Origin of the sequence: Cellulomonas aerilata (assembly GCF_007991755.1) — a bacterium.
GTDB classification, from domain to species: domain Bacteria; phylum Actinomycetota; class Actinomycetes; order Actinomycetales; family Cellulomonadaceae; genus Pengzhenrongella; species Pengzhenrongella aerilata.
Window position 1 is genome coordinate 179,811 of sequence record NZ_BJYY01000021.1, and the last position, 7,586, is coordinate 187,396.

Annotated in this window: 5 protein-coding genes; all 5 read right to left on the bottom strand. The window is 74.8% G+C overall.

Annotation, left to right across the window (positions count from 1 at the left end):
• Nucleotides 1–49 precede the first annotated feature (49 nt).
• The 5 genes from smc to CAE01nite_RS16975 all read right to left on the bottom strand — a co-directional run bounded on the left by smc (nucleotide 50) and on the right by CAE01nite_RS16975 (nucleotide 7,342).
• Nucleotides 50–3,607, bottom strand: a complete 3,558-nt coding sequence (smc, locus tag CAE01nite_RS16955; protein ID WP_146906690.1) for a chromosome segregation protein SMC — start codon at nucleotides 3,605–3,607, stop codon at nucleotides 50–52.
• 66 nt (nucleotides 3,608–3,673) lie between these two features.
• Complete coding sequence (ndk, locus tag CAE01nite_RS16960) at nucleotides 3,674–4,111, bottom strand: nucleoside-diphosphate kinase (RefSeq protein WP_146906691.1); 438 nt, start codon at nucleotides 4,109–4,111, stop codon at nucleotides 3,674–3,676.
• Nucleotides 4,112–4,142: 31 nt separating this feature from the next.
• Nucleotides 4,143–4,637: a DUF4233 domain-containing protein gene (locus tag CAE01nite_RS16965; RefSeq protein WP_146906692.1), complete on the bottom strand. Its 495-nt coding sequence runs from the start codon at nucleotides 4,635–4,637 to the stop codon at nucleotides 4,143–4,145.
• A 9-nt stretch (nucleotides 4,638–4,646) separates the two neighbouring features.
• Complete coding sequence (locus CAE01nite_RS16970; RefSeq protein WP_146906693.1) at nucleotides 4,647–6,377, bottom strand: MDR family MFS transporter; 1,731 nt, start codon at nucleotides 6,375–6,377, stop codon at nucleotides 4,647–4,649.
• Nucleotides 6,378–6,589: 212 nt separating this feature from the next.
• Nucleotides 6,590–7,342, bottom strand: coding sequence for a TetR/AcrR family transcriptional regulator (locus CAE01nite_RS16975; protein ID WP_246131297.1), 753 nt, complete (start codon nucleotides 7,340–7,342; stop codon nucleotides 6,590–6,592).
• Nucleotides 7,343–7,586: the final 244 nt, after the last annotated feature.

Below are 7,586 nucleotides of genomic sequence, written 5' to 3' on the forward strand. Positions count from 1 at the left end.
ACGGCGCGTCGCGCGCGACGGCGCGTCGCCGAGCCGCCCGCCCGCGTGCTCAGGCGCTGACGTCGTCCCGCATCCGCTGGCTGATGACCGTGGTGACGCCGTCGCCGCGCATCGTGACGCCGTACAGGACGTCGGCGATCTCCATCGTGCGCTTCTGGTGCGTGACGACGATGAGCTGGCTGTCCTCCTGCAGCTCGCGGAAGATGTCCAGCAGCCGGCCCAGGTTGGCGTCGTCGAGCGCCGCCTCGACCTCGTCCATGACGTAGAAGGGGCTCGGTCGCGCCTTGAAGATCGACACGAGCAGCGCGACCGCGGTCAGCGACCGCTCGCCGCCGGACAGCAGGGACAGCCGCTTGACCTTCTTGCCGGCCGGCCGGGCCTCCACCTCGATGCCGGTGGTCAGCATGTCGTCCGGCTCGGTGAGCACCAGGCGGCCCTCGCCGCCGGGGAACAGGCGCGGGAAGACGCGGTCGAACTGCGCCGCGGTGTCCCGGTAGGCGTCGGCGAACACCTGCTCCACCCGCGCGTCGATCTCCTTGACGATGTCGAGCAGGTCGGCGCGGGACTTCTTGAGGTCGGCGAGCTGGTCGGTGAGGAACTTGTGCCGCTCCTCCAGCGCCGCGAACTCCTCCAGCGCCAGCGGGTTCACCCGCCCCATCTGGGCCAGCGTCCGCTCGGCGGCGCGCAGACGCTTCTCCTGCTCGGCGCGCACGTACGGCACCTCGCGCGGCGCGTCGTCCGACGCGGGGGCCAGGACCGGCACCGGTCGGTGCGGGCCGAACTCGTCGACGAGCACCCCCGGGTCCATGCCGAGGTCGTCCACGGCCCTCGCCTGCAGCTGCTCCAGGCGCAGCAGCTGCTGCGCGCGTGCCACCTCGTCGCGGTGCGCGACGTCGGTCAGCTCCGCCAGCCGTGCCGCGAGGGAGTCGACCTCCGCACGCAGCGCGACGACCGCGGCGTCCCGCTCCGCGCGCGCCGCCTCCGCCGCCTCCCGCTCGAGGCCGGCGGTCTGGAGCGAGCGGTCGAGCACCGCCAGCGTGCGGACGGCTCCGGCGCGGACCGCCTCGGCCCGCTGCGCCTGCCGGACCCGCACCCGCTCGCGCTGCGCGGCGCGGGCCCGCGCCTCGCGCTCCGCCTGGGCGGCGCGCTGCAGGGACTGCGCACGGCCGGCCAGCGCCCGCGCCCGCTCCTCGCTGGTGCGCAGAGCCAGTCGGGCCTCGGTCTCCCGGGCACGCGCGGCCGTGGCCACCGCGGCCAGCCGGTCCCGCGCGGCGGTGCCGTCCTCGATCGCGGCCTCGGACTCGGCCGGCGCCGCCTCCGCGGCGGCGAGCCGCCCGGTGAGCTCGGCCAGCTCGGCCTGGACGGTGGCGAGCGACTCGGTCGCCACCGTGAGGGAACGCTGCACGCGCTCCGCCTCGGCCCGCGCGGCCCGGGCGGTCGCACCCAGGTGCCCGAGCTGCTCGGCGACCGCCGCGAGGGCCGCGTCGGACTCGTTGAGGCGGTCCAGGGTGCGCGCGTAGGCGTCCTCGGCGACCGCGAGCGCCTCGGTCGCCCCGCTCAGCTCGAACTGGGCGCGCTCCCCCCGGGCGACGGCGTCGTCCCGGGCCGTCCTCGCCTCGTCGAGCGCCGCCTGCAGGTGCAGCACGCTGGGCGCGGTCGCCGACCCGCCGGACGCGCGCAGACCCGACAGGAGGTCGCCGGTCGACGTGGCGACGGTGGCGGACGGGTCGGTCGCCACCAGCGCCCGGCCGGTCGCCAGGTCGTCGACGACCAGCACGTGGCCGAGCAGGGCGTCCACCGCGCCCTGCAGGTGCGCGGGGCCGCGGACCAGGTCGGTGGCACGGCGGGCGCCCGCCGGGACGCCGTCCGCCCCGGCCTCGGCTCCCCCCGCCGCCGACCCCACGACGAGCGTCGCCCGTCCCGCGTCCTGCGCGCGCAGCCATCGCAGGGCGTCCACGGCGGCGTCCACGGAGTCCACGACCACGGCGTCGGCGGCGACACCCAGCGCGGCGGCGATCGCGTCCTCGTACCCGGCCTCGATGCTCAGCAGGGCCGCGAGGGACCCGAGCGTGCCGGTGACGTCGGCCGTGCCGAGCAGCGCGCCGGCGCCGTCCTTGCGGTCCAGGCTCAGCTCGAGGGTCTCGATCCGGGACGCGACCGCGGCGCGGTCGCGCTCGGCGACCTGCATCCGCTCGCGGACGTCGGCGAGCGCGGCGGTCGCCTGCTCGACGGCGTCGGCGGCCGCCTCGTGCTCGGCGTCGAGCCCCTCCTCGCCCTCCTCCACGCCGGCGACCTGCGTCTCCAGGGCGGCGAAGTCGCTGGTGGCCTGCGCTCCGCGGCGCTCGGCCTCGGCCAGCGCCTCGCGCAGCCGGCCGATCTCGTTCTCGGTGGCCTCGACGCGGCTGCGGCGGGCGGCGACCTGGCCGGCGAGCCGGGCCAGGCCCTCCCGGCGGTCGGCGGCGGCCCGCAGCGCGGTCGCCAGCGTCCGCTCCGCGGTGGCGGCCGCCCCCTCGGCCCCTTCCCGCTCGGCGACGGCGGCGGCGAGGGAGGAGCGGGCGGCGTCCACCTCGGCGGTCAGCTCGGCCTCGGCGGCGCGGGCGCGCTCGGCCTGGGCCTCCAGGTCCTGCGGGTCGCGTCCGGACTCCGGCTCCCGTGCGGACGACCCGAGCAGGCGCAGCCGCTCCGAGGCCAGGGTCGACGTCGAGCGCAGCCGCTCGCGCAGCGAGGAGAGCCGGTACCAGACCTCGCTCGCCTCGGACAGCGCGGGCGCGGCCTCGGCGGCCTCCCGCTCGAGGTCCGCCAGCCGGCGGCGGGCCTCGGTGAGCGCCCGCTCGGCCTCCTCGCGACCGGCCCGCAGCAGCGACTCGTCGGCCATCTCCTGCTCGAGCGTCGACGTGAGCTGTGCGAGGTCGTCCGCGAGCAGCCGGGAGCGCGCGTCGCGCAGGTCGCTCTGGACGACCTGGGCCCGGCGGGCGACCTCGGCCTGCTTGCCGAGCGGGCCGAGCTGGCGGCGGATCTCCGAGGTGAGGTCGCCCAGTCGCGTGAGGTTGGCCTGCATCCCGTCGAGCTTGCGCAGCGCGCGCTCCTTGCGCTTGCGGTGCTTGAGGACGCCGGCGGCCTCCTCGATGAAGCCGCGGCGCTCCTCGGGGGTCGCGCGCAGGACGGCGTCCAGCTGGCCCTGGCCGACGATGACGTGCATCTCGCGGCCCAGGCCCGAGTCGGAGAGCAGGTCCTGGATGTCCAGCAGCCGGCAGGAGCTGCCGTTGATGGCGTACTCCGAGCCGCCGTTGCGGAACAGGGTCCGGGAGATCGTGACCTCGGTGTACTCGATCGGCAGGGCGCCGTCGGAGTTGTCGATGGTCAGCGCGACCTCGGCACGGCCCAGCGGGGCGCGCCCGGACGTGCCGGCGAAGATGACGTCCTCCATCTTGCCCCCGCGCAGGGACTTCGCGCCCTGCTCCCCCATGACCCACGCGAGCGCGTCGACGACGTTGGACTTCCCCGAGCCGTTCGGCCCGACGACGCAGGTGACCCCGGGCTCGAAGCTCAGCGTCGTCGCCGAGGCGAACGACTTGAACCCGCGCAGGGTGAGCGTCTTCAGGTGCACGCTGCAGAGCCTAGGAGTTCCGCACGCCGGTCCGGACGGACCGGCGTGCGGACGCCGTCGCGTCGGTCAGAGGGCGGGGAACCACAGCGCGATCTCGCGCGCGGCCGACTCCGCGGAGTCCGAGCCGTGCACGAGGTTCTGCTGGACCTTCAGCCCCCAGTCCCGGCCGAGGTCGCCGCGGATGGTGCCGGGCGCGGCGGTGGTGGGGTCGGTCGTCCCGGCGAGCGAGCGGAAGCCCTCGATGACGCGGTGGCCCTCGGCCACGACGGCGAGCACGGCGCCGGACTTCATGAAGTCGACCAGCGGCGCGTAGAACGGCTTGCCCTCGTGCTCGGCGTAGTGGGCGGCGAGGACGTCGTCGCCGGCGGTGCGCAGCTCGACGGCGACGAGCGTGTAGCCCTTGGCCTCGACCCGGCGCAGGATCTCCCCGGACAGGCCGCGGCGGACGCCGTCGGGCTTGACGAGGACGAGGGTGCGTTCGGTGGGGGCGTCAGTCTGGGTCATGGGCACGACCCTACCGAGCGTCGGGCGGGTCTCAGGCGCCGGGACCGGCCGCGGCGGCCGCGTCCCACTCCGCGCGTTCGCGGTCGATCCGGCCGCCGACCCGCAGCGACGCGACCCACATGAGGACGAAGATCGCGGCGATCACGAACAGGATCGTCGCGCCGAACCCGGCGCCGGTCACCGGCGCGGCGAGCAGGACGAGCCCGCTCGCCAGCACCGGGACCTGCACGACGGTCCCGGCGACGTACCCGCCGCGCCGGCGCAGCATCCCGGAGAGCAGCATGAGGACGAGCGCCAGCCCACCGCCGGCGAGCCAGAGCACTCCGGGCGGCGCGACCCGCAGGCCGTAGCCGACCAGCGTGGCGAAGAGGATCACCAGGGCCTCGAGGACGAGCGTCGTGGCGGCCAGCTGCTGCTTGGCCGAGCGACGGCGAGCCGGTGCCGGCACGCCGGCCGTGCTCCGCTCGGCGTGCGCGGCGGCGTGCGACGCGTCGTCGGCGGCGTCGTCAGGGGTGGACGCGGTCATCGCCCCAGGCTACCGGCGTGCGGAGGCGTGGCCGTCGGCACCGGGCTCGTCGGAGTGCGGCCCGTCCGTGGTCGGGGACAGCGCGCCGGCCGCGGCCGCGCCGACGGCCACGTGCTCGGGGCCGGCGATCGTCGGGGTGGACGTGTCCTCCATGACGGCCTCGCCGCGCGCCACCATGCCGGCGACGTCAGACAGCGCCACCTCACGCAGGAACAGCGTGAGCGCGAAGCCCGCCGCCAGGAGCGGCACCAGGTACCAGAACGCCGGTGCCAGAGCGTCGGCGAAGGCGTCGACGACGCCGTCCCGCAGCGGCGCGGGGAGCGCCGACACGGCGGCCGGCGTCAGCGAGTCCACGCCGCCGTCCCCCGCCGTGGCCGCCGGGGCGCCCGCGAAGACCTCGGTGAGCCGGTCCGTGAGGCGGCCGGTGAAGATGGTGCTGAACAGCGCGACGCCCACGGCCGCGCCGATCTCGCGGAAGAAGTTGTTCGCGCTCGTGGCGGTCCCCAGCTCGCGCGGGTCGACGGAGTTCTGCACCGCCAGGACGATCGTCTGCATCACGAGCCCCAGGCCCGCGCCGAGGACGAGGATCATCGCGCTGAACAGCACCATGCTGGTGTCCCCGGTGAGCGTGGTCATCCACATCAGCCCGAGGGTCGCGATGCCCATGCCGGCGATCGGGTACCTCCGGTAGCGGCCCGTCTTGGTGATCGCGATGCCGGAGAAGATGGCGGTCGACATGACGCCGACCATCATCGGGAGCATGAGGAAGCCGGACTCGGTGACACCGGCCCCGGTCGCCATCTGCAGGAAGGTCGGCAGGAAGGTGAGCGCGGCGAACATGCCCATGCCGATCACCAGGCCGACGAGGGTCGCGATCGCGAACGTGGGGTTCCGGAACAGGTGCAGCGGGAGCAGCGGCTCCTCCGCGCGGCGCTCCACGGCGACGAATCCGACGGCGGCGACCACGGTCCCGGTCACCAGGGCGAGCAGGCGCGGGTCCGACCAGTCGTAGCCCGCCTCGCCGCTGAACGAGTCCCAGCTCGTGGTGAGGATCAGGCCCGACGTCGCGAGCACCAGCAGGACGATCCCGGCGACGTCGATGCTCCGTCCCGACCGGTGGCTGGGCAGGCGCAGGGTGACCCACGCCGTGGCGAAGGCGGCCAGCCCGATCGGGACGTTGATCCAGAAGGCCCAGCGCCAGGTCAGGTGGTCGGTGAACAGGCCGCCGAGCAGCGGCCCGATGACCGCGGAGATCCCGAACAGGGCACCCATCGGGCCCATGTACCTGCCGCGGTCCTTGGCCGGCACGATGTCGGCGATGATCGCCTGGGACAGGATCATCAGGCCACCGCCGCCGAGTCCTTGCACCGCACGCCAGGCGACCAGCGCACCGAAGCTCTGCGCCATGCCGGCCCCGACGGAGGCGACCGTGAACAGCCCGATCGCGACGAGGAACGGGTAGCGGCGACCCCACAGGTCACCGAACTTGCCGTACAGCGGCATGACGACCGCGATCGCCAGGATGTAGGCGGTCATCAGCCACCCCTGGTGCTCGAGTCCCTCGAGCTCGCCGACGATCGTCGGCATCGCGGTCCCGAGGATCGACTGGTCCAGCGACGACATGAACATGCTCGCCATAAGTGCGCCGAAGATCAGCCAGATCGTGCGCTGGTTCAGCACGATCACGGGAGCACCGGACGTCGGGGACGCCTCGGGGCCGGGGGTGGCGACGGAAGCCATGCGGTTCTACCTCGTTGATCGGTCTGGTGGGCGTTCGTCCGGCTCGGTCCGCAGGCGTGCGGTCCCGGCCGCGGAGCAGTGCGGATCCGGGTGGTGCGGGTCCGGGTGGTGCGGGTCCGGGTGGTGCGGGTCTGGGTGGTGCGGGTGGGTCGCGCCGTCCGGGGTGCGCGAGGCGGTCAGGGTGGCGTGCCGGAGACGGCGCCCACCGTGGGTCAGGTGCCGCCGAGGAGGAGCCGCAGGTCGGCGCGCGCCGCCCCGAGGTGGTCCCCGACCTCACCTCGGGCCCCGGACATCTCCCAGCGGGTCAGCGCCGAGCGGACGAGGACCATGAGGGTCATGCCGGCGATCTCCACGAGCGCGTCGTGCGCTGCCTCGGTGCCGGTCGTCGACCCCGCTGCTGCAGCAGCCCCGCCTCCGTCGTCGTCGGTGGTCGAGGAGGCGGCGAAGCGGGTCCGACCGGTGGCGTCGGTCTCGCTCGTATGGCTGGTGTCGTCGGGAGCACCTGTGTCACCCGCGATCCGGCGCCGCAGCAGCGCATCGACCTGCACCCGGTACCGCTCCATCCAGGCGAGCAGCCGGGCACTGAGGCGTGGGTCGCGCCGTGCCAGCTCGGCTGCCGCCGCCAGCCGGTCGCGGGTCATGACGGGCACCACGAGCACCGACCGGGCCAGCGCCTCGAGGTCCGAGGCGAGGTCGCCGGTCGGGCCGCCGGCCGCGAAGGTCTCGGCCAGATCAGGATCGAGTGCCAGGGGCTCCATGCCGAGGACGGCGTCGTCCTTGGACTCGAAGTAGTTGAAGAAGGTGCGGGGGGACACCCCGGCCTCGGCGCAGATCGCCTCGACCGTGACCGCGTCGAGCCCGTCCCGCGCGACGAGCAGGTGCGCCGCATCGACGAGCGCTGCCCGGCGGGCGCGCTTCTGGCGCTCACGCAGCCCCAGTGGCCCGTCCGCCACGTCCCTCACCACGTCGACAACCTTACAGCGCCTGCAACTTTGCAGCGACTGCATCAGTCCTGCTCGTGGTGCGACGTCGACCACAGACGCTTCGGGCCACGGACTGCCGACGCCTCGCCCGGATGCCGGCCGCCGGGCGGGGGTGTCCGGAAGCACAACGAGCCACCCCGCATCGGGGTGGCTCCGTGTTCTGGCGACGGCGCCGCGTCGTCCGACCGGCGCACTCTGCCCGCGTCACCCAGGACCTTCTCAGGCC

Coding starts and splice junctions, on each gene's coding strand:
- CAE01nite_RS16965 (WP_146906692.1), bottom strand. CDS start 4,637: ATGACCGCGTCCACCCCTGACGACGCCGCCGACGACGCGTCGCACGCC.
- CAE01nite_RS16970 (WP_146906693.1), bottom strand. CDS start 6,377: ATGGCTTCCGTCGCCACCCCCGGCCCCGAGGCGTCCCCGACGTCCGGT.
- ndk (WP_146906691.1), bottom strand. CDS start 4,111: ATGACCCAGACTGACGCCCCCACCGAACGCACCCTCGTCCTCGTCAAG.